Below are 24,129 nucleotides of genomic sequence, written 5' to 3' on the forward strand. Positions count from 1 at the left end.
CGCCGGACCCGGCCCCCGCTCCGGTGCCCCGCTGGTGGAGCCGGCCCGACGGGCCCGTGGAGCTGCGCGAGGCGTCCGTACCGGCCCCGAGGGCCGCGTCGGACGCGGACCCGGGGACGGGGCCCAAGTACGACCCCTGGAGTGCGGGGCCGCTGCAGGCGGTGGACCGGGGCAAGGCGGGGCCGCGCGGGATCCGGCTGAGCCGGGGCCTCGCCCTCGGCATCGGGGTCGCCCTCCTCGCCGGCGGCATCGGCGGCTACGTCGGCGTCCTCGCCGAACGGCAGGCCAACACGCGCCTCGAACTTCCCCAGGCGGCCGCCGCCGCCGACACGGGCCGCGCGCCCGAGAGCGTCGCCGGGATCGCCGCCACCGCGCTGCCCGGCGTGGTCACCCTGCACGTCAAGGGGGCGCAGAGCAGTTCGACGGGCACCGGCTTCGTCCTCGACGGCCAGGGCCACATCCTCACCAACAACCACGTCGTCAACGGCGCCCAGAACATAACGGTCACCTTCAGCACCGGCGAGAGCGTCGCCGCCGAGCTGGTCGGCGGCGACACCGGCTACGACCTGGCCGTCGTCAAGGTCACCGGCGTACGGGGCCTGCGCCCGCTCGCGCTCGGCAACTCCGAGAACGTCAAGGTCGGCGACCCGGTCGTGGCCATCGGAGCCCCCTTCGACCTCTCCAACACCGTCACCGCCGGCATCATCAGCGCCACCGGCCGCCCCATCACCGCGGGCGGCGACAAGGGTGACGGCAGCGACGTCAGCTACGTCGACGCCCTCCAGACCGACGCCCCCATCAACCCCGGCAACTCGGGAGGCCCGCTCCTCGACGCCAAGGCCCAGGTCATCGGCATCAACAGCGCCATCCGGGGCGGCGGCGACAGCGGCGACGGCGGCGGCGAGGGTTCGGGGCAGCAGCGCGGCAGCATCGGCCTCGGCTTCGCCATCCCCGTCAACCAGGGCAAGCGCGTCGCCGAGGAGCTGATCCGCACCGGCCGCGCCACGCACCCCGTCATCGGCGTCACCCTCGACATGCAGTACTCCGGCGACGGGGCCCGCGTGGGGGACGAGGGCGAGGGCGGGAAGCCGGCCGTCACCGCCGGCGGGCCGGGAGCCCGCGCGGGGATCAAGCCGGGCGACGTGATCACCAAGGTCGACGGGGTGCGCGTACACGGCGGCGACGAGCTCGTCATCAAGATCCGGGCCCACCGGCCGGGCGATCCGCTCACGCTCACCGTGCTGCGCGACGGACGGGAGCGCACGCTGGAGGTGGTCCTCGGGTCGGCGAACGGATCATGACGGGAGGGTGAAAGGGGACCCGGTCCGGCAATCAGCCGGTCCTGGTGTATTGGCCTGTGGACCCGGCCGGGTACCGTGTGTCGGGCCGGACGTGAAGAGAGCCGAGGAGCGGCAAGGTGTTCAACGACATAGGCGCACTCGAGCTGGTCACGATCGTGGTGCTCGCCATTCTCATCTTCGGCCCGGACAAGCTGCCCAAGGTCATCCAGGACGTCACGGGCGTCATCCGGAAGATCCGCGCGTTCTCGGACAGTGCGAAGCAGGACATCCGCTCCGAACTCGGCCCGGAGTTCAAGGACTTCGAGTTCGAGGACCTGAACCCGAAGAACTTCATCCGCAAGCAGCTGACGGAGAACGAGGACCTCAAGGAGATCCGCGGCAGTTTTGACCTCCGCAAGGAGCTCAATGACGTCACCGACGCGGTGAACGGCAAGGAGGCCGATCCGGCCCCGGCCCCGGCCATCGCGGACTCGGCCGCGCCCGCCCAGGGCACCGGACCCGACATGGTCAAGAAGCCCGCCGCCCCGGCGCAGGACCAGCGCACGCCCTTCGACGCCGACGCGACCTGACGCCACCCGACACCACCCGCGCGCCCGCCTGCCCGGTGATCCGGGGTCGGATGGCTATCCTCCATGAGTCCGGACCAGGAAGCCCGACCGAGGGGGTCCCCCCAGCGAAGCGAGGGGGAGGGCCGTTCCGGACTCCACGGAACGAGAGGCCGCTCAGATGGAGACGACGAGCAGTAGCCGGGTAGGCGTGCAGCCCGCCGAGGCATCCGCACAGACGCAGACCGACCCGCAGGAGCATCCGGAGCCCCGGCAGCCCGACGAGGCTGCCGCGCCCGTCCCGGCGGCCCGCCGGGCCGCGGAGGGCTATTTGCGGGCCGACTTCCCCTGGTACGGGCTGGACGGCGCCTTCACCGGCCCCCGTTGGCTCATGCAGGTGGGCATCGGCGCGGACGGCCGTGTGGAGCACGGTTCCACCGGCCACGGAGACGAGCCCTCCGCCCGGGGCGAGATCGCCACCGGAGAGAAGGAGCGCTTCGCGGTGGTCGTCACCGTCGCCAGCAATCCCCTGCGGCGCAGCGGCGACGGCACCGGCGTCCTGGAGGCCACCTCGGTCTCCTCGGCGGCCTGGCTGGCCGGCTCGGGGCTGCTGGCCTACAGCTGGCCCGGGCAGATGGACCACAGCCTGCGCAACGACTGGCTCGACCAGCAGACCGAGGCCGCGTGGGAGCTCGCGGACGACCTGGGCGGCGAGGACTGGTCGACGCTGTCGCTGCCCGTGGACGGGGAGCCGACGCCGTTCCACTACCGGGAGTCGGAGTTCGGCTGGGTGCTCGCCGGCTCGACCGGCAGCGGGGTGCACCTGGGTGCGTTCGGGCGGGGGATGAGCGCGTACGGGCTCGGGTTCTCGGTCATCGGGGACCTGGCCGCGTACGAGTGACCGCGTACGAGTAGCCGGGTACGGGAAAGGGCACCGCCGGCGGCGGTGCCCTTCGCGTCGCGTCGCGGACCTCCGCGCGGCCGGGTCAGAACTTGTTGCGCGGGGTGATGCCCAGGGACATGCCCGCCAGGCCGCGTGCGCGGCCGCCGAGCTTGCCCGCGATGGCGCGCAGGGCCGCGCCGGCGGGGGAGTCGGGGTCGGACAGGACGACCGGGGTGCCGTCGTCGCCGCCCTCGCGCAGGCGGACGTCGATCGGGATCGAGCCCAGCACCGGCACCGACGCGCCGACCGTCTTGGTCAGTCCGTCGGCGACCTTCTGGCCACCGCCCGAGCCGAACACGTCGACCATCTCGTCGCAGTGCGGGCACGGCAGCCCGGACATGTTCTCGACGACGCCGACGATCTTCTGGTGCGTCTGCACGGCGATCGAGCCGGCCCGCTCGGCGACCTCGGCCGCCGCCTGCTGCGGGGTGGTCACGACGAGGATCTCGGCGTTCGGCACCAGCTGGGCCACGGAGATCGCGATGTCGCCCGTGCCCGGCGGCAGGTCGAGCAGCAGCACGTCCAGGTCGCCCCAGAAGACGTCGGCCAGGAACTGCTGGAGGGCCCGGTGGAGCATCGGACCGCGCCAGACCACCGGCGCGTTGCCCGGGGTGAACATGCCGATGGAGATGACCTTCACGCCGTGCGCCGACGGCGGCATGATCATGTTCTCGACCTGGGTGGGGCGGCCGCTGACGCCGAGCATGCGCGGCACGCTGTGGCCGTAGATGTCGGCGTCGACGACACCGACCTTGAGTCCGTCGGCCGCCATCGCCGCCGCGAGGTTCACGGTGACCGAGGACTTGCCGACGCCGCCCTTGCCGGAGGCGACCGCGTAGACGCGGGTCAGCGAGCCGGGCTGGGCGAAGGGGACCTCGCGCTCGGCGGTGCCGCCGCGCAGGGTCGTCGCGAGGGCCTTGCGCTGCTCGTCGCTCATCACGTCCAGCGTGACGGCGACCGAGGTGACGCCGGGGACGTCCTGCACGGCCCCGGTGACGAGGTTGGTGATCGTCTCGCGCATGGGACAGCCCGACACGGTGAGGTACACGGTGACGGCGACCGCGCCGTCAGCGCCGATGTCCACCGATTTGACCATGCCCAGCTCGGTGATCGGCCGGTGGATCTCGGGGTCGTTCACCGTCGCCAGCGCGTCCAGGATCGCGTCCTGCTCGGGTACGGCGGCGGCGTCGGCGGAGCTTGTGTCGGTAGCCATGCCCCGATGGTACGGCGCCGCGGCGGGCCTCGGGAAAGGCCGTCAGCGGTCGCCTTCGTCACTCTCCGCCGGGAATAGCCTCCGCTCGTCCATCTCCTTGATCAGGTCCTGGAACTCGGAGCGGATCCAGTCGCGCGTGGCGACCTCGCCCAGACCCATCCGAAGGGCCGCGATCTCGCGCGTCAGGTACTCGGTGTCGGCCAGGGAGCGCTCGTTCTGCTTGCGGTCCTGCTCGAGGTTGACCCGGTCCCGGTCGTCCTGCCGGTTCTGCGCGAGCAGGATCAGCGGGGCGGCGTAGGAGGCCTGCAGCGACAGCATCAGCGTCAGGAAGATGAACGGGTACTGGTCCCAGCGCAGATCCTCCGGCGCGAAGATGTTCCACAGCACCCAGAGGATGATGACGACGGTCATCCAGACGATGAACCGGCCGGTGCCCAGGAACCGCGCGACCCGCTCCGAGAGCCGGCCGAACGCCTCGGGGTCGTATTCGGGAAGCAGCCGCCGGCGGGCCGGGCGCGGCAGGTCCAGCCGCGCGCGCGAGCGCGACAGCGCGCTCGCCCCCGTCGACTGGCCCGACTGGCCGGCCTTCGCCCGCTCGCCGCGCTCGAAGGAAGAACGTTCCGCCCGCTCCGCGGCGGCCTCGGCGAGCCCGTACTCGCGCGCCTGGGCCCGCGCCCGCTCGCGCCGCTCCCGGACCTGCTCCCGGCGCCGCTCGCGCCGCGGCTCCCGGTCCGACTGCTCGCCGCGCCCCCGCTCAGTGGTCACGGACGGCCCCTTCCCCGCGCTCGGAATCCTCGTACGCCTCGAGTCCCTCGGGGCCCTCGGCGTGGAAGTCGGTCTCCCGCCAGTCGTCCGGCAGCAGGTGGTCCAGGACGTCGTCGACGGTCACCGCGCCCAGCAGCGAGCCGCTCTCGTCGACGACGGGCACCGCGACCATGTTGTACGCGGCCAGGTAGCTGGTCACCACCGGCAGCGAGGCGTCCGGCCGCAGCGGCGCCAGGCCCGTGTCCACGATCGAGCTGACCAGCGTGAACGGCGGGTCCCGCAGCAGCCGCTGGAAGTGCACCGTCCCCAGGTACTTGCCCGTCGGCGTCTCGTCCGGCGGCCGGCACACGTACACCTGCGCCGCCAGCGCCGGCGAGAGGTCCGCCTGCCGTACGCGGGCCAGCGCGTCGGCGACCGTGGCGTCGGGCCGCAGCACGATCGGCTCCGTCGTCATCAGACCGCCCGCGGTGTTCTCCTCGTACGACAGCAGGCGCCGCACGTCGGCCGCGTCGTCCGGCTGCATCAGCGTCAGCAGCCGCTCCTTGTCGTCCTCGGGCAGCTCGGACAGCAGGTCGGCCGCGTCGTCCGGGTCCATCGCCTCCAGGACGTCGGCCGCGCGCTCCTCCTTCAGCTTCCCGAGGATCTCCACCTGCTCGTCCTCGGGCAGCTCCTCCATGACGTCGGCGAGCCGGTCGTCGTCGAGGGCGCTGGCCACCTCGGCGCGCCGCTTCGGCGTCAGGTGGTGCAGCACGTTGGCGACATCGGCCGGGCGCATCTGCTCGAAGGTGGCGACCAGGTTCTCGGCGCCCTGCCCGTGCTCCTCCAGCGAGAAGCCGGTGACCGCAGACCACTCCACGGTCAGGGTCTCGCCGCGGCGGCGCAGCGCGCCCGCCTTGCCCTTGCGCACGAAGATCCGGTCGATCTCCCAGTCCCGGCGGGCCGGCAGCTGCTGGATGGCCACGTCGAGGACGGTGACCTCCTCGTCGTCCGCGACCAGGCGCACCCGCCGGTCCAGCAGTTCACCGAGGATCAGCCGCTCGGTGGGACGCTGCTCGAAGCGCCGCATGTTGACGACGCCCGTGGTGATGACCTGACCCGACGCGACGCCCGTCACCCGGGTCATGGGCAGGAAGATCCGGCGCCGGCTGACGACTTCGACCACCAGGCCGAGCAGTCTGGGCGGCCTGCCGCCCACCCGGAGCATCGCGACGAGGTCGCGCACGCGGCCCACCTGGTCGCCGTTGGGGTCGAAGACGGGCACACCCGACAGATGCGAGACGAAGATCCGTGGGGCGCCTGCCGCCATCCGAGCGCCTCCTACGAGCGTGCGTCATCCGTCGATCACCGGTACTGCCGTGCCTCAGGTTAGCCCGTGCCGCGCCGAACCTCCTGATGGGGCGGTCCGCACGGGCGTCCCCACGGGGACCGCGCGGGCGCCGCGCGGGGGCTCCCGTACGGGCGGGTACGCTGCCAGCTGCCCGCAGACGACCGACGAGAGGCACCTGCCCGTGACCGACTGTTCCCCCGCCGCACGGCTGCGCCGGGCCGCCTTCGTCGGGGCCCTGTGCGCGGGCCTGGCCGTCGCCGCCACGGGGTGCGGGGCGGACCCCGACGAGGGCACGAACGGGGTGGGCAAGCTCCCCGCCGACCAGATCGAGAGCAAGGCGCAGGCGGCCGTCTCGGGTGCGCGGTCGGTCCACCTGTCCGGCACCCTCATCAGCGGCGGCAAGTCCTTCACCCTCGACATGCGCCTCGGCGCGGACGGCGGATCCGGCGAGGTGAAGGCACCGGACGACACCACCTTCCAGCTGCTGCGGGTCGGGGAGCAGCTCTACCTCAAGGCGGGCGCCGCCTTCTGGGGCCAGTCCGAGGCGGCCGGCAAGCTCGGCGACAAGTTCGTCAAGGTGCCCGAGGGCGACCCCTCGTACAAGAAGTTCCGCGGCTTCACCGACATGCACGTGTTGTTGGAGGGGCTGCTCGGGCTCGACGGGACGCTCACCAAGGGCGACTACACCAAGGTCGGGCACACCCGGGCCGTCCAGGTCACGGCGGACGAGGGCAAGGGCGGCAAGCTCGCGGTCTCCCTGGAGGGCACGCCCTACCCGCTGCTCATGGAACGCGCGGGCGGCGCGGGCCGGGTGGTCCTCGCCGAGTGGGGCAAGCCGGTCGAGCTCACCGCGCCCGCGCAGGACCAGACGGTGGACTACGGCTCCCAGCTGCCCACGACCAAGGAGCAGGGGGCGGATCCCGCGCAGCCCGCGCCCAAGGGCTCCGGCCAGGGCACGGCGCCCAAGCGCTGACCCGGCTCCGGCTCCGACGGTGGCCCGGTCACAGCACTAGCGGGCCGCCTTCTTCCGCTTGAACAGCAGCTTCGGCAGCGCGGCCGGCATCGGCCGGCGGGTCGTCGCAGGGGAGCCGGGCGGGGCCGCGGCCAGCGAGCCCTGCGGCAGTTCGTCCCGCACCGACAAGGGCTCCAGGCGCAACAGCCGGCACTCGCGCGCCCACCGCTCGGTCATCTGCGCCGAGTCGGGCGCGTTGAGCCGCTTGCCCTTGAGCTCGGCCACCGCGGCCTCCCACGGCTCGCTCCCGGGCACGAGCTCCCGTACGGTCGCCGTCCACGCGACGAGCCGGCCGCCCTTGTCCTTGCTGCGCACGGTCACCTCGGCGGCCGCCCCGTCCGCGAGTCCCGGGAACGGCTGCTCCCCGGGCCCGTCGCCGAGCACGTGCGCCGCGCCGTTCACCCAGGCGTGCCACAGGCCCCGGTCGGCCCCGGTGCCGCGGACCCAGATGAGGCCGGACTTCTTGGTGGCCTCCTCGACGAGGGCCAGATCGAGCGCGCTGAGAGTCATGCGCACAGGGTAGCCAGAGGGGCGCGCGCCCCTACAGCCAGCCGTGGCGCCGCAGCGCCCGGTGGATCGTGAAGCAGGTGCCGGCGATCGTGGCCATCACCATCGGATAGCCGTAGCGCCACTGGAGCTCCGGCATGTGCTCGAAGTTCATCCCGTACACGCCGCAGATCATCGTCGGCACGGCGATGATCGCCGCCCATGAGGTGATCTTGCGCATGTCCTCGTTCTGGGCGACGGTCGCCTGCGCCAGATTGGCCTGGAGGATGGAGTTCAGCAGCTCGTCGAAGCCGACGACCTGCTCGTGCACGCGCGCCAGGTGGTCGGCGACGTCGCGGAAGTACTTCTGGATGTCCGGGTCCACGAGCCGCATCGGCCGCTCGCTGAGCAGTTCCATGGGCCGCAGCAGCGGGGAGACGGCCCGCTTGAACTCCAGCACCTCGCGCTTGAGCTGGTAGATGCGGCCCGCGTCGCCGCCGCGCGCGGCGCCTTTGGCGGGGGCGGCGAAGACGTCGCTCTCGACCTCGTCGATGTCGTCCTGGACGGCGGAGGCGACGGCGATGTAGCCGTCGACGACGTGGTCGGCGAGGGAGTGCAGAACGGCGGACGGCCCCTTGGCCAGGAGCGCCGGGTCGTCCTGGAGGCGGTGGCGCAGTCCCTTGAGGGAGCCCTGGCCGCCGTGCCGGACGGTGATGACGAAGTCGGGGCCGGTGAAGCACATCACCTCGCCGGTCTCCACGACCTCGCTGGTGGCGGTGAGTTCGGCGTGCTCGACGTAGTGGATCGTCTTGAAGACGGTGAACAGGGTGTCGTCGTAGCGCTCCAGCTTGGGCCGCTGGTGCGCGTGCACCGCGTCCTCCACGGCGAGCGGGTGCAGCCCGAACACGGCGGCGATCCCCGCGAACTCGTCCTCGGTCGGCTCGTGCAGGCCGATCCACGCGAAACCGCCGTCCTCGCGGACCCGGCGCATCGCCTCACGGGGCGTCAGGCAGTCGCGTCCCGGGGCGCGCCGGCCGTCGCGGTAGACCGCGCAGTCGACCACCGCGCTGTTGGCGGACGGGTCGCGGGTGGTGTCGTAGCCGGGCTGGATCGGGGTGGACCTGCGCAGCGCGGGACGGACGGCGGCACGGAGGTAGGGCAGCATCGACATCGCGGGCTCCTTCTCGCGCACGGCTGCGGACCGTACGGGTGGGAGGTCCTTCCGAGGAGCGGGATCGCCGCGGCGGGCAGGCCCGGGCGAGCGGAAGGAGACAGGACGGGAGGACAAAGTTCTGCCGTCGCTCTTCGACTGATCCGAACGGGCGGATCAAAGGGGGCGCGGCGCGCCCGGCAGGGAAGCGGAAGAGCGATTGGTACTGCACGATCGACTTCGATGCACCGCAGCCCCACCTCCTCCGGCCGGTCCCCCGTGGGGGACGTCCTGTCGCCGGGGCACTGAAACTTCTCTTCTGAGAGCGTCCCCGACCAACGGTCAACGATATCAGCCGACGGATGGTCAAGACCCGCCCTTTACCCGGCTGATACGAGTTCTATGCTCGTTCCATGGCAGAAATTCTGGCCCTTGTGGAAGCCCGGCTGCGCGGTGCGCTCGGCGAACCCGACGCCCGCGCCGCCGTCACCTTCCTGGGCACCGACCGCATCGAAGTCCTCCGCTTCACCGAGGGCGACCTCGTGCGGTACGCGACCCTCGGCATGTCCGCCCACCCGATGACCGACCCGACGGCCGTGGTCGCCGATCCGCTGCGGGGCCCGCGCGCGGAGCTCGTACTGACCGTGCGGGGAGGACTCGCGCCCACCGACAAGCTGCTGCGGCCGCTGGCGGTGCTGGCGGCGGCCCCGCAGGTGGAGGGGCTCGTCGTGGCCCCCGGCGCCTCGCTGGACGTGGGGGAACCGCTGTGGGACGGGGCACCGTTCACCTCCGTGCTGGTCGCGGAGCCGGGCGGGCTGGTGGAGGACGTGGAGCTGGCGGACCCCATGGACCCGGTCGCCTTCTTCCCCCTCCTGCCGATGACGGCGAACGAGGCGGCGTGGAAGCGGGTGCACGGCGCGGCCGCCCTGCAGGAACGCTGGCTCGCGCGCGGCACCGATCTGCGGGACCCTCTGCGTACGGCGGTCGCGCTGGACTGATCGTCCGGCCGCCGGGCTGCCCGGACGGGTGATCGCGTCTTGACGGGGCGCGCGGCGGGGAGGAGCGTGGCTTCTTATGAGGGGCGAACCGAGTTGCCCGAAGTGCGGTGGCCGGGTCAGGGCGCCCGGCCTCTTCGCCGACTCCTGGCAGTGCGCCCTGCACGGCACCGTGCATCCCCTGCAGCCCGTGGTCCCGCCGAGCGTCGAAGGCCTGAGCGTGGTGGCGAACCGGGCGCAGGTGCCGGTCTGGATGCCGTGGCCACTGCCCGTGGGATGGCTGTTCACCGGGGCGGCGTCGGCCGGTGACGACCGCAGCGGCGGCCGTGCCACCGCCGTGGCCTGCTCGGGCCCCGGGCCGCTGGGCGGCATCGGCGAACTCCTGCTGATCGCCGAGGAGCTGGGCGTCGGCCTGGGCGCGCGGTTCGCGGGCCTCGACGCCCCCGATCCAGGCCCCTTCATGAACGTCTCCGCGCCGCCGCACGCCAAGGTCGTCGCCGCGGGCCGCCCGACACCGCTCTGGCACGTCACCGGAGTCCCCGACGACCGGGCCGTCTTCGCCGGCGAGGCCCGCGGCCTGTGGCTGTGGGCCATCGTGTGGCCGGAGCAGTCGGGCCTCCTGATGTACGACGAGCTCGTCCTGACGGACCTCCGCGACGCCGGGGCCGAGCTCGAACTGCTGCCCTGCGGCGCGCTGAGTCCCCGCATCCTCTCCTCTTGACGCGCCGCTCGCGCGGCTCGGCGCCGGGGCGCCTCGCCGGCTTCGCGGCGCTGCGCCGGACTCCGTCCGGCGAGCGCCGGGGGCGGATCGCCGGTGGGGCCACGTCACCGCGCGGCGCGGGCGGACGGCGCTGGGGCCCGTGGAGGGAAATGGGGGCGGTATCCTGGAGTGTCCCCCCTGTCCGCGTGTGAACCCTGGAGCTCTGCTGTGCGCATCGATCTGCACGCGCACTCCACGGCCTCGGACGGTACGGACACCCCCGCCGAGCTGGTGCGCAATGCCGCCGCCGCGGGACTCGACGTCGTCGCGCTGACCGACCACGACACCGTCGCCGGATACCGCGAGGCGATCGACGCGCTGCCCGGCGGGCTGACCCTCGTCACCGGCGCCGAGCTGAGCTGCCGCCTCGACGGCATCGGGCTGCACATGCTCGCCTACCTCTTCGACCCCGAGGAGCCCGAGCTGTCCCGCGAGCGGGAGCTCGTGCGCGACGACCGCACGCCCCGCGCGCAGGCCATGGTCCGCAAGCTGCGGGACCTCGGCGTGGACATCACCTGGGAACGGGTGGACCGGATCGCCGGCGAGGGTTCCGTCGGGCGCCCGCACATCGCGGCCGCGCTCGTCGAGCTCGGCGTCGTCCCCACCGTGTCCGACGCCTTCACCCCGCACTGGCTCGCCGACGGCGGCCGCGCGTACGCCGAGAAGCACGAGCTCGACCCCTTCGACGCGATCCGCCTGGTCAAGGCGGCCGGCGGGGTCACCGTCTTCGCGCACCCGGCGGCCGTCAAACGCGGCCGCTGCGTCCCCGAGGACGCGATAGCCGCCCTCGCCGCCGCCGGGCTCGACGGCATCGAGGTCGACCACATGGACCACGACGCCGCCACCCGCGCGCGCCTGCGCGGCCTGGCCGCCGAGGTCGGGCTGCTGACCACCGGGTCCAGCGACTACCACGGCAGCCGCAAGACCTGCCTCCTCGGGGAGTACACGACCGACCCCGAGATCTACGGCGAGATCACCCGCCGTGCCACCGGGGCGTTCCCGGTTCCCGGCGCCGGTGGACGCCTGCGCGGCTGACCGCTGCCGCTGCACCGCCCACACCGCCCCTTTTTCGTGACACCCCTCTCCTGCAAGGCATCACTGTGCTCGATTTCGCCGTCTTCGGATCCCTCTTTCTCACGCTTTTCGTGATTATGGACCCCCCGGGGATCACGCCCATCTTCCTCGCCCTGACCTCCGGCCGCCCCGCCAAGGTGCAGCGCCGCATGGCCTGGCAGGCCGTCTGCGTCGCCTTCGGCGTCATCGCCGTCTTCGGCCTGTGCGGCCAGCAGATCCTGGACTACCTGCACGTCTCCGTGCCGGCCCTGATGATCGCGGGCGGTCTGCTGCTCCTGCTCATCGCGCTCGACCTGCTCACGGGCAAGACCGACGAGCCGAAGCAGACCAAGGACGTGAACGTCGCGCTCGTCCCGCTCGGCATGCCGCTGCTCGCCGGTCCCGGCGCGATCGTCTCGGTGATCCTGGCCGTCCAGAAGGCCGACGGGGTCAGCGGCCAGCTCTCCGTCTGGTCGGCGATCATCGCCATGCACGTCGTGCTGTGGGTGGTGATGCGGTACTCGCTCGTCATCATCCGCGTGATCAAGGACGGCGGCGTGGTCCTCGTGACGCGGCTGGCCGGCATGATGCTCTCCGCGATCGCCGTCCAGCAGATCATCAACGGCGTCCTCCAGGTGATCCACACCTCGTAGCGCCCTTCGCGCCTTCGGTGGTCTTGCCCCGCCGCGCATGCGAACGCCCCCGCACCGGAAACGGTGCGGGGGCGTCTGTGTGTGTCGGCGGCGGGCGGCGGTCGTCAGATGGACGCGGTCTCGGCCGGCCGGATCAGGATGCGCTGGCCGATGGCCGCGGCCTGCTGCACGATCCGGTTGACGGAGGCCGCGTCCACGACGGTGCTGTCCACGGCGATTCCGTCGACGTCGTCCAGGCGCAGAATCTCGAAGCGCATGGGGCTTCTCCCTTCGTCAGTGTTTCTCCTTGTACAGGGTTAACGAAGTGTAAGCCGCAAACATTCCCTACGCTAAGGAAATTTTTTCCTTGTCTAACTACTAACCGGTACCGGAGTCGTCAAACGGCCGTCGGAGCCTGCGCGAACGCCCCCCAGAACCGCACCAGCGCCGCCGCCGTGGCCGCCGGATCCTCGGCGTTCGGGGAGTGCTCCGTGCCCGGGACCACCACGCGCGCCGCACCGAGCCGGAGCGCCATGTCGTCCATCCACTCCACCGGCCACACCGGGTCCGCCGCCCCCGACAGCACCAGCTTCGCCAGCCCCGGCGCCGCCGCGGCGAGCTCGCCGATCCGGTCCGGCTCGCCGATCAGCGCGCGGCCGGTCACGATCAGCTGCTCCGGGACCGTCCCCACCCACCGTGCGCGCAGGAACGCGGCGAGCTCGGGGGAGTCCGGGGCCTGGTCGCGCGGGTCCATGGCGCGCATCGCCGTCCAGATGCCCGGCATGTCGTCGCCCAACGACTCCAGCGCCGAGACCAGCAGCTTCGTACGGGCCCGCTGCTCCTCGCAGACCGCGCCCGGCCCGCTGCTCAGCAGCGTGAGGCTGGCGTACGGCGCCGGGTCGCGGACCACGGCCGCGCGGGCGATCAGCCCGCCCAGCGAGTGCCCCAGCAGGTGCACCGGGCCGGCGGCGCCCAGGGCGGCCGTCTGCGCGAGGACGTCGCGCGCCAGCTCCTCCAGGGCGTACGGGGCTTCCGTGCGCGGCCCGCCGCTCTCGTGCTGGCCGCGCCCGTCGACGGCGACGACCCGGTAGCCGGCGGCGGCCAGCGGCGCGAGGAGGCCGATGAAGTCCTCCTTGCTGCCGGTGTAGCCGGGTACCAGCAGGGCCGTGCCGCGGGCCGGACCGGCGGGCGAGGCCTCGTGCACGGCGAACTCGCCGCGGGCCGTGGCCAGGCGGTGGGCGCGGGCCGCGGGCGGCAGGGACAGGGTCGGAGGCTTGCTCATGGCCCGAGGTTACCGGCCCGTACGCCTGTACGGGCAGCCGCTCGCGGAGCCCGGAGCCGGGTCCGGGTACGCCGATGGCCCCGACCCCCGGACAAGGGGATCGGGGCCATCGGACGGGTGCTCAGTCCTGCGGGGTCTCCACCGCGACGGCGGCCTTGCGGGTCCGCGTGCGCTTCGGCTTGACCGGGGCCTCCTCGGCGACCGGCGCGGCCTCGGCGGCCGGAGCCTCCGGGGCGACGGCGGCGGCCTTGCGGGTCCGGGTGCGCTTCGGCTTGACCGGAGCCTCCTCGGCGACCGGAGCGGCGGCGGCCTCGGCCACCACCTCGGCGGCCGGAGCCTCCGGAGCGGCGACGGCGGCCTTGCGGGTCCGGGTGCGCTTCGGCTTGACCGGAGCCTCCTCGGCGACCGCGACCGCGACGGCGACCGGGGCCTCGACCACGGCGGCCTGCGCGACGGCCTCGGCCACCGGGGCTGCCGCGGCGACCGGGGCGGCCGCTGCCTTGCGCGGGGCACGGACGGGGCGGCGCGGCGCGCGCACCGGCTCCACCAGCGGGGCCATCTGGAAGTCCGGCTCCGGCTCCCTGACGACGGGCGCCAGGGGCTCGAGCACGGCCACGGGGGCCACGAAGGACGCGGCCGGCGCGGCGGACCGGGTCCGGCGGCGGCGCGGCTTGCGCGACTCGTCGGCGGCCGGGGCCTCCGGAGCGTCGACCACCGGGGTGACCGGCGCGGGGACCGTGGTGGCCACCGTGGCGATCACGGTCTCGGGGCCCTGCTCCGAACCGCCGCGGGTGCGGCGGCGCTGGCGCGGCGTACGGGTCCGGGCGGGACGCTCCTCGGCCACCGGCGCGGCGGCGGCGGCGGGGCCGCGGCCCTCCCGGTTGTCGCGGCCGCCACGGCCACCGCGGCCGCCGGTCTCGCCCAGGTCTTCCAGGTTCTCGGCCTTCAGGCCCGCCCGCGTGCGCTCGGCGCGAGGCAGGGTGCCCTTGGTGCCGGCCGGGATGTTCATCTCCTCGAACAGGTGCGGGGACGTGGAGTACGTCTCGACCGGGTCGTGGAAGTCCAGCTCCAGCGCCTTGTTGATCAGCTGCCAGCGCGGGATGTCGTCCCAGTCGACCAGGGTGACGGCGATGCCCTTCTTGCCCGCGCGGCCGGTGCGGCCCACGCGGTGCAGGAAGGTCTTCTCGTCCTCGGGCGTCTGGTAGTTGATGACGTGGGTGACACCCTCGACATCGATGCCGCGCGCGGCGACGTCGGTGCAGACCAGCACGTCGACCTTGCCGTTGCGGAAGGCGCGCAGCGCCTGCTCGCGGGCGCCCTGGCCGAGGTCGCCGTGGACGGCGCCGGACGCGAAACCGCGCTTCTCCAGCTGCTCGGCGATGTCGGCCGCGGTGCGCTTGGTGCGGCAGAAGATCATGGCCAGGCCACGGCCCTCGGCCTGCAGGATGCGGGAGACGAGCTCCGGCTTGTCCATGTTGTGCGCACGGAAGACGTGCTGCGTGGTGTTGGCGACGGTCGCGCCCTCACCGTCCTCGGAGACGGCGCGGATGTGCGTCGGCTGCGTCATGTACCGGCGGGCCAGGCCGATGACCGCGCCCGGCATGGTGGCCGAGAACAGCATGGTCTGGCGCTTCGGCGGCAGGTAGCTCATGATCCGCTCGACGTCGGGCAGGAAGCCCAGGTCGAGCATCTCGTCGGCCTCGTCCAGGACCAGGGCCCGGACGTGCGACAGGTCGAGCTTCTTCTGCCCGGCCAGGTCGAGCAGGCGGCCCGGGGTGCCGACGATGATGTCGACGCCCTTCTTGAGCGCCTCGACCTGCGGCTCGTAAGCGCGGCCGCCGTATATGGCGAGCACGCGGACGTTGCGGACCTTGCCCGCGGTCAGGAGGTCGTTGGTGACCTGGGTGCACAGCTCGCGGGTCGGAACCACCACGAGGGCCTGCGGGGCGTCGGTCAGCTGGTCGGGCCGCGCCCGGCCCGCCTCGACGTCCGCGGGGACGGTGACCCGCTCCAGCAGGGGAAGGCCGAAACCGAGCGTCTTGCCGGTACCGGTCTTGGCCTGGCCGATGACGTCCGTGCCGGAAAGGGCGACGGGGAGGGTCATCTCCTGGATCGGGAAGGGGGACACAATGCCGACGGCCTCGAGGGCTTCGGCCGTCTCGGGAAGGATCCCGAGGTCTCGGAACGTAGTCAGGGTGCTGCCTCTTCTGTGAGACGCGGCGCGAGGCGGCGAGAGGGGGTCGTACCGTGCCGGGCTTGCAGTACTACGCCCGCCCATTTTCGGGCGAGCCGTACAGAGCTGCGCGGGACCACTAGCCTTCGCTCAAGCGCTTTATGCCGCTGAGGGGGCCCCTCGTGGGACGCGGTACGCATGAACGTACGCATCACGCCGAGGGCGGTCGGGTGGAGCCGATCGGGCCACCGACCGGGCATCCTCATTCGGATGGCCCGCCGAGTGTTCGGCAGGCGCATTACCACTGTACCCCGGAATCTCGCAGCTGTGTCGGGTGAATTCACCAGGTAGGCGCGTTTACGTGGACTGAGCAGGTGGTTCGCGGCGCGTTTCGGCGAGCTATTGTGCGGAGCATGTCGACCGTTGAAAACGCATCGCCCGCCGACGAAAGCGCCTCCGCCGAGGCAGTCGGCATCGCAGCCCAGGACTGGGCCACGGCCTCCGCGTCGCCGCAGTACCGCGCCGCCGTGGTGGACCTCCTCGGGGCGCTCGCGTACGGCGAACTCGCGGCCTTCGAACGCCTCGCGGAGGACGCGAAACTCGCGCCCACCCTCGGCGACAAGGCAGAGCTCGCGAAGATGGCCTCCGCCGAATTCCACCACTTCGAGCGGCTGCGCGACCGGCTCGCCGCGATCGACGCCGACGCCACCGCCGCGATGGAGCCCTTCGCCAAGGGAGTCGACGACTTCCACCGCCAGACCGCGCCCTCGGACTGGCTGGAAGGCCTGGTCAAGGCGTACGTCGGCGACTCGATCGCCAGCGACTTCTACCGCGAGGTCGCCACCCACCTCGACACCGACACCCGCGGCTTGGTCGTCAGCGTCCTCGACGACACCGGCCACGGCGGCTTCGCCGTCGAGAAGGTGCGCGCCGCGATCGAGGCCGACCCGCGCTGCGGCGGCCGCCTCGCGCTGTGGGCCCGCCGCCTGATGGGCGAGGCCCTCTCGCAGGCGCAGCGCGTGGTCGCCGAGCGCGACGCGCTCTCCACGATGCTCGTCGGCGGCGTCGACGGGATGGCGGCCGGCTTCGACCTCGCGGCCGTCGGCGAGATGTTCACCCGGATCACCAAGGCGCACACCAAGCGCATGGCGGCCCTGGGCCTCGCGGCCTAGTTTCCGTCCCCGGACGTACGAAAGGCCCCCCGCGCGGGAAGTGTCCGCGCGGGGGGCCTTTCGCGTTTCCGCAAGTGGGGCAGGTCAGTGGGGTCGGTCAGTGGGGTCGGTCAGCCCCGCGTCGGAACCGAAAACGGAGTCCGGGGGGACGGCCTCCCGGTGCGCTGGGCGGGGCGCAGCAGCAGCGACAGGACCACCGCGGACACCAGGACGCCGCCGATGAACGTCGCGAGCAGGGTGTTGTGCCCGGGGCCCAGCGAGGTGTGCGTCAGATAGGCCCCGAAGAGCGCGCCGGACACGCCGCTCACCAGCACCGTCCGCGCGGAGGGCAGCCGCCGGGCGAACACTCGGACGGCCGCCCCGGACAGGGCGAGGCCCAGGAGAGCGGAGCCAAGTGCCTCGATCAGCAGCATGGGGGTTCCTCCCAGAGTGACGTGGGCGTACCGGAGTGGTGTCGCACTGCGCTCCTACCCGAAGCGGAGGACACGGAAACGGCCCGGTGGAGTCATCCACCGGGCCGTTCCGGACGATCTGCGGCGCGCTCCTCAGAGCGCTCCGAAGCCGACCTTGCGCACGTTGGGCTCGCCCAGGTCGACGTACGACAGCCGGTCGGACGGCACGAGGACCTTGCGGCCCTTGATGTCCGTGAGGCTGAGCAGCGGCGCTGAGCCGGACAGGGCGGCGGCGACGATGGTCTCCAGCTCCTCGGCGCTCAGGTCGCTCTCGAGCACGATCTCCCGGGGTGCGTGCTGCACGCCGATCTTGACCTCCACGGCCTTGTCCCTCCGACGGTCCGGTTCGCGCGATCAGCCGCGCCGTTACCCGGTCCACATTAGCCCGGAGAGGGGACGTGTCCGCCGCAGGGCGGACACGCTCGCAGCGAACAGTCGCCGGTCAGCGCCGCTCAGATGTCCGTCGGATGCAGCGGGAAACCGGCGATTCCGCGCCACGCCAGCGAGGTCAGCAGCCCCACCGCGGTGTCGCGGGCGACCGGGCTCTCGCTGGACAGCCAGTACCGGGCGACGACCTGCGAGACCCCGCCCAGACCCACGGCCAGCAGCATCGACTCGTCCTTCGACAGGCCCGTGTCCTCGGCGATGACGTCCGAGATGGCCTCGGCGCACTGCAGCGAGACGCGGTCGACGCGCTCGCGCACCGCCGGCTCGTTCGTCAGGTCCGATTCGAAGACCAGCCGGAAGGCGCCGCCCTCATCCTCGACGTAGGCGAAATACGCGTCCATCGTCGCGGCGACGCGCATCTTGTTGTCGCTCGTCGACGCCAGCGCGGTGCGCACGGCGAGCAGCAGGGCCTCGCAGTGCTGGTCCAGCAGCGCCAGGTAGAGGTCGAGCTTGCCGGGGAAGTGCTGGTAGAGCACCGGCTTGCTGACCCCGGCGCGCTCGGCGATGTCGTCCATCGCGGCGGCGTGGTAGCCCTGTGCGACGAACACCTCCTGGGCCGCGCCCAGGAGCTGGTTGCGCCGGGCCCGGCGCGGAAGTCGCGTGCCCCGCGGACGCGCTGCCTCGGTCTGCTCGATGGCTGTCACGCCGCCTCCCACTTTCTCTAGAACACAGTGCGCCTTGGCGCCGCGCCGCCATCGTACTTTTCGGTAACCGAATCTGGAGGGTTCAAGCCGAGTTTTCTCGCGGTACGGACCGCCGGTCACCCGCCGGAGATGCTGGTCAGCGGCGGCCCGACGGCGACGCGGCGGCGGCCGGGCAGCGGCTCAGCGGTAGTCGTCCTCGTCCAGGGCCACCACCCGGGCCTGTTCCGCGGCGTCCCCGTCGGCGGCTTCGCCGGTGCCCACGCCGGTCAGCGGATCGTCCTCGCGCGGGTTCAACTCCGCCCGCTGCTCCGCCGCGTCCGCCTCGGGGGCCTCCGGGTCGAGGGGTTCCCGCAGCTCTTCCTGGAAGGATTCCGGTTCCGCAGGGTCGACGGTCATGGGGACTCCCCCTTTCCATACCTACGAGCCTAGGAGGATCGCGGATACCCCGCCAGACGGCCCGGCATGCGCCTGTGACGGCGAACACAAGGGACCGGGCGTGATCCTCTCGTAACATTGCCCCCATGTCTTCGACCGAGCTGCCGGGTGTACGGTCCACCGCCGCGTCGTCCTCCCAGGTGGGAGCCGTGCGAGTGGCCGAAGGAGAGCAGCTGCGCACCGACCGGCTGCCCGGGCTGGAAATGAACGTGCGGGTCCGCCCGCCGGTCCGCGCCGGGCTGCCGCCCGCGCTCTTCGTACACGGGCTCGGCGGGTCCTCGCAGAACTGGTCCGCGCTCATGGCGCGGCTCGCCGACTCCGTCGACGGCGAGGCCGTCGACCTGCCCGGATTCGGCTGGTCCCCGCCGCCCGCGGACCGGGACTACTCCGTCACCGGACTGGCGCGCTCCGTCATCCGCCACCTCGACGCGGCCGGGCGCGGCCCGGTGCACCTGTTCGGCAACTCCCTCGGTGGGGCCGTCTCCACGCGGATCGCGGCCGTCCGCCCCGACCTGGTGCGCACGCTGACCCTGGTGTCACCGGCCCTGCCCGAGCTGCGCGTGCAGAAGTCGGCCGTGCCGACCGCGCTGCTCGCCGTACCCGGCATGGCCGGGGTCCTCGACCGCCTCACCCGCGGGATGAGCGCCGAGCAGCGCACCCGGGGGGTGACGGACCTCTGTTACGGAGACCCCTCACGGGTGACGCCCGAGGCGTTCGAGGCGGCCGTCGAGGAGATGGGGCGCCGGCTCGCGCTGCCGTACTTCTGGGAGGCCCTGACCCGTTCCTCGCGCGGCATCGTCGACGCGTACACCCTCGGCGGGCAGCACGGGCTGTGGCGCCAGGCGCAGCGGGTCCTGGCTCCCACGCTCCTGGTCTACGGTGGCCGGGACCAACTGGTCTCGTACCGTATGGCGCGCAAGGCCGCGGCGGCCTTCCGGGACTCGCGGCTGCTGTGCCTTCCCGAGGCCGGGCACGTGGCGATGATGGAGTACCCCGAGGTGGTCGCGGCCGCCTTCCGGGAACTGCTGGAGGGCGCGGGCGACGTGCGCGGCACCGAGCCGGCCCCCGAGGCGGACGCGGACACCGACGAACACGGCAAGGGCTGAAGACGTGGGACGACATAGTCGCAAGGAGCCGGCTCCGGCTCCCGGCCCCGGCCATCCGGAACCGGACGCGCGGGCCGCGTCCGCGCCGACCGCCGGGGGTACGGCCGCAGGTGCCCGCGCGTGGGCCGAACCCACCGTCACCCACCAGGGCTACGTGCCCGCGCCCCGGCCCGGGCAGCCGTCCGGTGCGCGCGGGGGCCACCCCCAGCAGTACGAGCCCGGCGGCGCCTGGGGCGCCCCCGCCCCGTCCGGCCCGGTGGCCGCCGGCTCGGTGCCAGCCGGCTCCGTGCCCGGAAGCTCCGTGTACGGGGACTGGCGCGGGGCGCCGCGCGGCAGGGGAGCGCCGGCCGGCGGGCACACCGCCACCGCACCGGTGCGCGAGAGCGACACCCCGGCCTTCGGGACCCCCGCCGTCGGCTTCCCGCAGGTCACCCTGGACCCGCAGGCACCCCTGAACCCGCCGGTCACGTCCACCGGCTCGCACCGCCGGATCAGGGTGACCGGCTCCACGCCCGGGGACGCCCGGACCGCCACCGGCTCGCACCGCCGGATCTCGGTGCCCGAGGACGCGCTCACCGCCACCGGCTCGCACCGCAGGATCCCCGGCCCCCGCCAAAGGGACAGAAGCGTACGGTCGAGAGCGCGTCGCTCACCACATCCATCGGGCCAGGATATCTCCGGCATCAGAGGTGAGAGGGACGCGTATTCAGCTGAGCCGGACGGGCATTGAGAGACTCAACCGCTCTTCCTAGGGTTGAGGGCATGAAGAGCGAGAGCGTGCAGGGCATCATGCTGGGCGATGTCGAGGTCATCCGGGTCGTCGAGTGGCAGGGGGCGTTCGCGCCCGCACCCGGTCTGGTTCCGCGGGCCGCCGCGGAGGCGTGGAAGGGCAACGAGGACTGGCTGGCGCCGGACCACTGGGATCCGGAGACGGACCGGGCGGTGATGGCGCTGCAGACCTGGGTGCTGCGCAGCGGCGGGAGGACCGTCCTGGTCGATACCGGGGTGGGCAACGGGCGCGAGCGGCCCGGCTCGCCGCAGTTCCACCACCGGGAGGGAGACTTCCTGGGTGAGCTGGCGCGGTCGGGCGTCCGCCCGGAGGACGTCGACGTCGTCGTCAACACCCATGTCCACGGCGATCACGTCGGCTGGAACACCGTTGCCTCGGACGGGGAGTGGGTGCCGGCGTTCCCCAACGCCCAGTACCTCATCCCGGCCGCGGACGACTTCCATTTCGGCCCGGACAACGGGTACGCGAACGGCCTGCGCGAGGACGACCGGCTGATCTACGAAGACAGCATCGCGCCCGTCCACCGGGCCGGGCAGAGCCTGTTGTGGGACGGCGTGCACCGCATAGACGAACACCTCACCCTGGAATCAGCGCCCGGCCACACGCCCGGCTCCTCCGTGCTGCGCCTCACGTCCGGGGATGACCGGGCGGTCTTCGTCGGCGATCTCCTGCACAGTCCCGTGCAGATCCTCGCGCCTTCCTGCAACAGCTGCTTCTGCCTGGATCCGGCGAGTGCGGCGGCCAGCCGCCGCCGGATCCTCGAACGAGCGGCAGCCGAGAGGGAGCTGGTGGTGCCCGCGCACTTCGCGGGTGCGGGCGCCGTCGAAGTACGGCGGGAGGGCAGCGGGTTCGCCCTCGGACCGTGGGCGGCCTTCGGTACGGAGCAGGCGGAGTAGACGGGGCAGGCGGGGCAGACGGAGTAGGCGGGGGCTTCCGCACGGGTTCAGCGAACGACCCGTTCGCTCCTGAGGTCACCGGGAGCCGGGCCCTGGTGCGTTCCCAGGAGTTCGGTGCCGAGCGGCGTGACGGTGTGCACCACGGATTTGCCCCGCCGGGTGGTGGTGATGAGCTTGGCGTTGCGCAGCACCGTCGCGTGCTCGCTCGCCACCGCGATCGACACGTTCAGGCGCTTCGCCAGCTCGGTGGTGCTGCACCCCTCGGTGACGACCTTCAGCGCGGCGGCCCGGGTGCGTCCCAGCAGTGCGCCCAGCGACTGGTCCACGGCTCGCGTCCCGCCCCACAGGGCCGCGCCCGCCTTCTCGTCGCCGATGGTGGGAATGGCGAGCGTGGGCGCCGAGGCGGCGTCCTGCGGGTCCCACAGCAGGGCCGGGTCCCGCCACAGGAAGACGGTCGGCGCGATGACGAGTCCGCGTCCCCCGAGGTGGACCTCGACGTTCCGGTGGTACCTGACCTCCAGTACGGGTGGCCGCCACCGCACCAGCGGGACGCACAGCCCTTCCAGCAGGCGTTCGACCCCGCCGTCGAGCAGTCTCCGTGCGAAGGTCGTCCGCACGCCCTCCAGATGGGCTCTCGCCCTGCTCCAGTAGGGAGCGACCATCGCCTCGTTGCAGGCGGCGAGTCCCTCGGCGAACTGCCGGCGGGCTTCGAGGTCTCCCCCGACCAGGTTCCGGGCCCACGGCAACTGCGAGGGATGGAAGGCGATGTGCTCGAATTCGGTCCGCAACCGGGCGGTCGACACCCGCATCAGGTTCTCGACCCCCTCCTCGATGGACGGGGTGTCGCCCATGAGCACCGTCAGGTCGACGTCCGGGCCGTCCACGGCCAGCAGGCTCGTGAACGGCCGGGCCTTCGCGCCCAGCCGCCCGCGAACCGCCGTCTGCCAGGGATGGAAGGGCAGGGCGTAGGTGGCACAGTCGCGTAACAGCCGCAGGCTGTACATGGTTTCCGCGGCCGCGCCGATCGTCGCGGCCACCCGGGTCCGGGCCAGGTCCTCGGCAGTGAAGTGAATGTGCAACACCGGGAATCCCCCATCGCCGTCCGCTCTGGCGCCACTTGAGCGCCCACCGCAGTCTGTGCCCTGTGCGAGGCTCCGTCCAGGAGCTTTTTCGTCCAAGGCGCGGTGACCCCGGACGGTTCGGGGCGGGCGGGGCGGAGGCACACTTCCTTGCGCGGCCCGGCTCCTGCATCATGGCCCGGCACCGGAGTTCACCCGCGCGGGCCGTCCCGCACCCCGCTACCGACCGCGATCCGGAGGCCCGTGTGCCGTCCCACGACCAGGCAAGGCGCGACGAGCTGTACCTGGACCCGTACCCGCTCTACGCCCGCGCCCGCCGGACCGAGGGGCTGATCCACGTCCCCGAGTTCGACGCGTGGCTGGTGGCCCGGGACCAGGACGTGCGGGAAGTGCTGCTGCGCGCCGCGGACTTCTCCTCCGCCAACTCCCTGCTGCCCGACATCCCGCTCTCGGAAGCGGCGCTCGGTGTCCTGCCGCAGGGGTTCGCACCGCGTCCCACCGTCGTCTCCACGGACGGCGCCGATCACCGGCGGCACCGGGCCGTCCTGAACCGCGGGCTGTCCACCGCACGCGTGGCCGCCCTGGTGCCGTACGCCCGGGAGTGCGCGCGGGAGCTGGTGGACGGCATCGAGGCGGACGGCTCGGCCGAGTTGGTGGAGGCGTACGCCCGCCGACTGCCCGGGGAGGTGGTCGGCCGGCTGATCGGGCTGGATCCGCAGGACGTGCCCGCCGCGGTGCACGGCGGCCACCGGGCCGAAGAGCTGCTGTTCAGACCGATGCCACCGCAGGCGCAGGCGGCCGCCGCCGCGGACGTCGTGGCGCTCCAGCACTTGCTGGACGGCTACATACGCGACCGGCGTGCCGTTCCCCGGGACGACCTGTGCTCGGCGATGGTGGCCGCGCTGGCCCCCGGCGACGACGAACTCACCCTGGAGCAGCGCCACGAGCTGGTGGCCAGCCTCCAGAACCTCCTGATCGCCGGATTCCTCACCACCAGCGCGATGATCGGCAGCACGCTGCTGCACCTGCTGCGCGACCGGGCGCAGTGGGAGGCGCTGCGCGCCGATCCGGCGCTCGTACCGGCCGCCGTGGAGGAGGCGGCACGCTACGACACGGCCGTGCAGGCCTTCCGCCGCACCGCCACCCGGCCGGTGTCGCTCGCCGGCACGAAGCTCCCCGCCGGTGCCAACGTGTTGGTCGCCTACGGTTCGGCCAACCGGGACGAGGACCGGTACGAGCGGGCCGACCGCTTCGACATCACCCGCCCCGCCGGTCCCCACCACTTGTCCTTCGGCCACGGACCGCACGGCTGCCCCGGCTCACAGTTGGCCCGCGAGCAACTGCGCCTGACGCTCGAACTGTTCGTCCGTCGCCTGCCGGACCTCCGGCTGGATCCCGAGGCCCCCGCGCCGACCATGCGCCCCACCTTGATCCACCGCTCGCCGCAGGCCTTGCACGCCACGTGGTGAGC

General features: G+C 72.8%; 25 protein-coding genes and 1 pseudogene. 13 read left to right on the forward strand and 13 right to left on the reverse strand.

The genetic code is table 11. The features are described 5' to 3' along the window. Positions 1-203: 203 nt before the first annotated feature. From DRB96_RS13745 to DRB96_RS13755, 3 genes and pseudogenes are all read left to right on the forward strand, one after another. Positions 204-1,301: pseudogene (locus DRB96_RS13745) on the forward strand (trypsin-like peptidase domain-containing protein); the annotation flags it as partial. Between the two features lie 116 nt (positions 1,302-1,417). Further along, complete coding sequence (locus DRB96_RS13750) at positions 1,418-1,870, forward strand: sec-independent translocase (protein WP_112448715.1); 453 nt, start codon at positions 1,418-1,420, stop codon at positions 1,868-1,870. Between the two features lie 157 nt (positions 1,871-2,027). Then, entirely contained in the window at positions 2,028-2,747 is a 720-nt protein-coding gene (locus DRB96_RS13755) for a hypothetical protein (RefSeq protein WP_112448716.1), read from the forward strand. An 85-nt stretch (positions 2,748-2,832) separates the two neighbouring features. Here DRB96_RS13755 and DRB96_RS13760 read toward each other — a convergent pair whose 3' ends face one another. From DRB96_RS13760 to DRB96_RS13770, 3 genes are all read right to left on the reverse strand, one after another. Continuing rightward, complete coding sequence (locus DRB96_RS13760; protein ID WP_112448717.1) at positions 2,833-4,002, reverse strand: Mrp/NBP35 family ATP-binding protein; 1,170 nt, start codon at positions 4,000-4,002, stop codon at positions 2,833-2,835. A 42-nt stretch (positions 4,003-4,044) separates the two neighbouring features. Continuing rightward, a complete protein-coding gene (locus tag DRB96_RS13765) occupies positions 4,045-4,551 on the reverse strand; it encodes a DUF1003 domain-containing protein (protein WP_204358023.1) in 507 nt (168 codons plus the stop codon). 205 nt (positions 4,552-4,756) lie between these two features. Further along, entirely contained in the window at positions 4,757-6,073 is a 1,317-nt protein-coding gene (locus tag DRB96_RS13770) for a CBS domain-containing protein (RefSeq protein WP_112448719.1), read from the reverse strand. 202 nt (positions 6,074-6,275) lie between these two features. Between DRB96_RS13770 and DRB96_RS13775 the strand changes: the two genes are divergently transcribed. Next, positions 6,276-7,067 carry a hypothetical protein gene (locus tag DRB96_RS13775; protein WP_112448720.1) on the forward strand — a complete coding sequence of 264 codons (792 nt, stop codon included), beginning with the start codon at positions 6,276-6,278 and terminating at the stop codon, positions 7,065-7,067. 36 nt (positions 7,068-7,103) lie between these two features. Here the strand turns inward: DRB96_RS13775 and DRB96_RS13780 are convergent, their stop codons facing one another. Beyond that, positions 7,104-7,616: a hypothetical protein gene (locus DRB96_RS13780; RefSeq protein ID WP_112448721.1), complete on the reverse strand. Its 513-nt coding sequence runs from the start codon at positions 7,614-7,616 to the stop codon at positions 7,104-7,106. A gap of 31 nt (positions 7,617-7,647) precedes the next feature. Beyond that, a complete protein-coding gene (locus DRB96_RS13785; RefSeq protein ID WP_112453405.1) occupies positions 7,648-8,763 on the reverse strand; it encodes a magnesium and cobalt transport protein CorA in 1,116 nt (371 codons plus the stop codon). A gap of 392 nt (positions 8,764-9,155) precedes the next feature. On the opposite strand from DRB96_RS13785, the gene DRB96_RS13790 reads away from it, so the two are divergent. The 4 genes from DRB96_RS13790 (at position 9,156) to DRB96_RS13805 (ending at position 12,203) form a co-directional block, all read left to right on the forward strand. Further along, entirely contained in the window at positions 9,156-9,740 is a 585-nt protein-coding gene (locus DRB96_RS13790) for a suppressor of fused domain protein (RefSeq protein WP_112448722.1), read from the forward strand. Between the two features lie 76 nt (positions 9,741-9,816). Beyond that, a complete protein-coding gene (locus DRB96_RS13795) occupies positions 9,817-10,458 on the forward strand; it encodes a DUF6758 family protein (RefSeq protein WP_112448723.1) in 642 nt (213 codons plus the stop codon). A 207-nt stretch (positions 10,459-10,665) separates the two neighbouring features. After that, positions 10,666-11,532, forward strand: coding sequence for a PHP domain-containing protein (locus DRB96_RS13800; RefSeq protein ID WP_112448724.1), 867 nt, complete (start codon positions 10,666-10,668; stop codon positions 11,530-11,532). Positions 11,533-11,597: 65 nt separating this feature from the next. Then, the gene (locus tag DRB96_RS13805; protein ID WP_112448725.1) at positions 11,598-12,203 is read left to right on the forward strand and encodes a MarC family protein; all 606 of its coding nucleotides are present in this window, start codon (positions 11,598-11,600) and stop codon (positions 12,201-12,203) included. Positions 12,204-12,307: 104 nt separating this feature from the next. On the opposite strand, the gene DRB96_RS43760 is transcribed toward DRB96_RS13805, so the two are convergent. The 3 genes from DRB96_RS43760 to DRB96_RS13815 form a co-directional block, all read right to left on the reverse strand. Then, entirely contained in the window at positions 12,308-12,460 is a 153-nt protein-coding gene (locus tag DRB96_RS43760) for a hypothetical protein (RefSeq protein ID WP_204357714.1), read from the reverse strand. Between the two features lie 119 nt (positions 12,461-12,579). Further along, the gene (locus DRB96_RS13810; protein ID WP_112448726.1) at positions 12,580-13,464 is read right to left on the reverse strand and encodes an alpha/beta hydrolase; all 885 of its coding nucleotides are present in this window, start codon (positions 13,462-13,464) and stop codon (positions 12,580-12,582) included. 121 nt (positions 13,465-13,585) lie between these two features. Beyond that, positions 13,586-15,742 carry a DEAD/DEAH box helicase gene (locus tag DRB96_RS13815; protein WP_112448727.1) on the reverse strand — a complete coding sequence of 719 codons (2,157 nt, stop codon included), beginning with the start codon at positions 15,740-15,742 and terminating at the stop codon, positions 13,586-13,588. 308 nt (positions 15,743-16,050) lie between these two features. Here DRB96_RS13815 and DRB96_RS13820 point away from each other — a divergent pair, with 308 nt between their 5' ends. Then, positions 16,051-16,809, forward strand: coding sequence for a ferritin-like fold-containing protein (locus tag DRB96_RS13820; protein ID WP_112448728.1), 759 nt, complete (start codon positions 16,051-16,053; stop codon positions 16,807-16,809). A gap of 110 nt (positions 16,810-16,919) precedes the next feature. Here the strand turns inward: DRB96_RS13820 and DRB96_RS13825 are convergent, their stop codons facing one another. The 4 genes from DRB96_RS13825 to DRB96_RS13840 form a co-directional block, all read right to left on the reverse strand. After that, entirely contained in the window at positions 16,920-17,222 is a 303-nt protein-coding gene (locus DRB96_RS13825; protein ID WP_204357715.1) for a hypothetical protein, read from the reverse strand. Positions 17,223-17,354: 132 nt separating this feature from the next. Then, positions 17,355-17,582, reverse strand: a complete 228-nt coding sequence (locus DRB96_RS13830; protein WP_112448729.1) for a DUF3107 domain-containing protein — start codon at positions 17,580-17,582, stop codon at positions 17,355-17,357. 131 nt (positions 17,583-17,713) lie between these two features. Next, positions 17,714-18,352 (reverse strand): TetR/AcrR family transcriptional regulator, encoded by a 639-nt coding sequence (locus tag DRB96_RS13835; RefSeq protein ID WP_112448730.1) that lies wholly within the window; start codon positions 18,350-18,352, stop codon positions 17,714-17,716. Positions 18,353-18,532: 180 nt separating this feature from the next. Next, positions 18,533-18,748 carry a hypothetical protein gene (locus tag DRB96_RS13840; RefSeq protein WP_112448731.1) on the reverse strand — a complete coding sequence of 72 codons (216 nt, stop codon included), beginning with the start codon at positions 18,746-18,748 and terminating at the stop codon, positions 18,533-18,535. A 125-nt stretch (positions 18,749-18,873) separates the two neighbouring features. Between DRB96_RS13840 and DRB96_RS13845 the strand changes: the two genes are divergently transcribed. Genes DRB96_RS13845 through DRB96_RS13855 form a run of 3 tightly spaced genes read left to right on the forward strand, consistent with a single transcriptional unit; the run spans position 18,874 to position 21,579 of the window. Then, positions 18,874-19,893, forward strand: a complete 1,020-nt coding sequence (locus DRB96_RS13845) for an alpha/beta hydrolase (RefSeq protein ID WP_112448732.1) — start codon at positions 18,874-18,876, stop codon at positions 19,891-19,893. Positions 19,894-19,897: 4 nt separating this feature from the next. Beyond that, positions 19,898-20,623 (forward strand): hypothetical protein, encoded by a 726-nt coding sequence (locus DRB96_RS42895; protein WP_162689068.1) that lies wholly within the window; start codon positions 19,898-19,900, stop codon positions 20,621-20,623. A gap of 32 nt (positions 20,624-20,655) precedes the next feature. Further along, the gene (locus DRB96_RS13855) at positions 20,656-21,579 is read left to right on the forward strand and encodes an MBL fold metallo-hydrolase (protein ID WP_112448734.1); all 924 of its coding nucleotides are present in this window, start codon (positions 20,656-20,658) and stop codon (positions 21,577-21,579) included. A 47-nt stretch (positions 21,580-21,626) separates the two neighbouring features. Here DRB96_RS13855 and DRB96_RS13860 read toward each other — a convergent pair whose 3' ends face one another. Then, positions 21,627-22,661 carry a winged helix-turn-helix domain-containing protein gene (locus DRB96_RS13860; protein ID WP_112448735.1) on the reverse strand — a complete coding sequence of 345 codons (1,035 nt, stop codon included), beginning with the start codon at positions 22,659-22,661 and terminating at the stop codon, positions 21,627-21,629. Positions 22,662-22,903: 242 nt separating this feature from the next. Between DRB96_RS13860 and DRB96_RS13865 the strand changes: the two genes are divergently transcribed. Next, entirely contained in the window at positions 22,904-24,127 is a 1,224-nt protein-coding gene (locus DRB96_RS13865) for a cytochrome P450 (RefSeq protein ID WP_239516207.1), read from the forward strand. Positions 24,128-24,129 lie beyond the last annotated feature (2 nt).

Origin of the sequence: Streptomyces sp. ICC1 (assembly GCF_003287935.1) — a bacterium.
Classification (GTDB): domain Bacteria; phylum Actinomycetota; class Actinomycetes; order Streptomycetales; family Streptomycetaceae; genus Streptomyces; species Streptomyces tritrimontium.